The sequence below is a fragment of the Streptomyces phytophilus genome, from assembly GCF_013870535.1.
GTDB lineage: Bacteria > Actinomycetota > Actinomycetes > Streptomycetales > Streptomycetaceae > Streptomyces > Streptomyces phytophilus.
In genome coordinates, this window is record NZ_JACBXC010001274.1 from 1 (window position 1) to 1,702 (window position 1,702).

General features: G+C 75.7%; 1 protein-coding gene. It reads right to left on the reverse strand.

What is annotated here, in order from left to right; genetic code table 11:
- Nucleotides 1-1,702, reverse strand: a 1,702-nt coding sequence (locus H5J30_RS31530; protein WP_181790981.1) for an NACHT domain-containing protein, incomplete at both ends; no start/stop codon positions are given.

Genomic DNA, 1,702 nt, shown 5'->3' on the forward strand with positions numbered 1-1,702 from the left:
GGGCCAGCTCCGCCGCGTGCTCCAGGCATGCCGCCGCCAGCAGGCGGATACGTACCCCCTCCACGCCCTCCCTCGCCTCCGCCGCCGCCAGCAGCTCCCGCAGGATCTCCTCCCGCTCCCGCGGGCGGCCCTGCGCCACCGCCATGCGGATGACGTCCTCCCACTGGTCGTCCGCCGCGTGTGCCGCCAGCACGCCGATGTCGCCGTCCTCCACCGCCGCACGGGCGCCCAGATAGTCCTGGAACGTGCGGTGGACGAAGTCGACCGCGCCGGGGCCCGGTTCGCGGAGGAGGCCGCTGCGGTCGCGGAAGTGTTCCAGTACGGCCGTCGCGTCGCCCAGGGCGGCGACCTCCGGGACGGCGGGGAGGGCGGCGGCGACGATGCTCTCGGCGCGGGCGCGGTCCAGTTCCGTGCGGCCGTTGCGGATCAGCCAGTACGCGAGGCGTTGCAGCACCTGGAGCTGGGGTTCATCGCGCAGGTCGGGGACGGCCATGTCGCGTTCGCGGTCGCGGCGCGTGAGCAGCATCGACAGGGCGGCCTCGTACAGCTCCTTGCGACCGCGCGGCAGGTGGCCGCGGCGGGCGCGGTTCAGGGCGCACATGAGGCCGCACATCAGCGGGTTGGTGGCCAGCCGGCCGAGGTCGGAGGTGTGCCGTACGGCGGCGGTGAGCTGGGCCTCGTACGCCGCGAGCTGCGCGTCGTCCGCCGCCGGGTCGCCGGTCCGTACGGCCGCGTGCCAGCGGGCGATGAAGCGGGCGAGGTCGGCGGGGCGCATGGGGGCGAGGGTCAGCTCGCTGAAGCCCTCGGCGGCGAGCCAGTCCTCGCCGACGGCGGAGGGGCGGGAGGTGACGAGCCAGCGGTTGCCGGGGTAGGCGTCGATGAGGTCGGAGAGCCAGCGGCGGGTGCGGTCGCGTTCGGCGCGCGGGACCTCGTCGATGCCGTCGACGAGGAGCAGCCCGCGGCGGGCGCTGAGGACGCGGTGCTCCCAGCCGTCGGGCTGGGCGCCGGCGAGGGGGCTGCCGGTGGCGGGGAGGAAGTCGCGGGGGGCGGGCAGGCGTTGGCCGTGGCGGGTGAGGGTGCGCAGCGGGAGGACGAAGGGGACGCGGCCCGCGAGGTAGTCCATGGTGTGCTCCGCGCCGGTGTCGGCGCGGGTGGCGGAGAGGGCGAGCCACTGCACGAGGGTGGTCTTGCCGGAGCCGGCGGCGCCGCGCAGGAGGACGCGCTCGTAGGTGGCGAGGGCCTGGTCGGCGGGGAGGACGGGGTCGGGGAGGGGGTCGCTGCCGGCGAGGCCGCCGAGGTCGGCGTAGGGGAGCGGCTCGTGCGACGGCGCGGCGGGGTGGTGTTCCGCGGCGGCCTCCAGCCGCAGGTACGCCACGTCCAGGGGCCACTTCGCGGGGGAGTCGGCGAGGTCGACGCCGTAGATGGTGAGTTTGCCGTGCTTCTTGGCGACGTACGCGAAGTACGCGCGCTCGAAGGCGGCGTCGCGCGCGGCGGGGAGGGGGTTGCGGGCGATGAGCGCGTCGAGGCGGGCGATCTGGTCTGCCTGGCGGCGGGACTGCTCGACGAGGGTGCGGGCGACGAAGGTGGAGCGCTGGCTGAAGAAGTGCAGGATGTGCAGGCAGGCGGTGTCGAGGAGGGCGTCGTGGAAGTAGGCGGCGTCGGCGGAGAGTTCGCGTACGGGTGCGCCGCCGCGGGCGGCGGC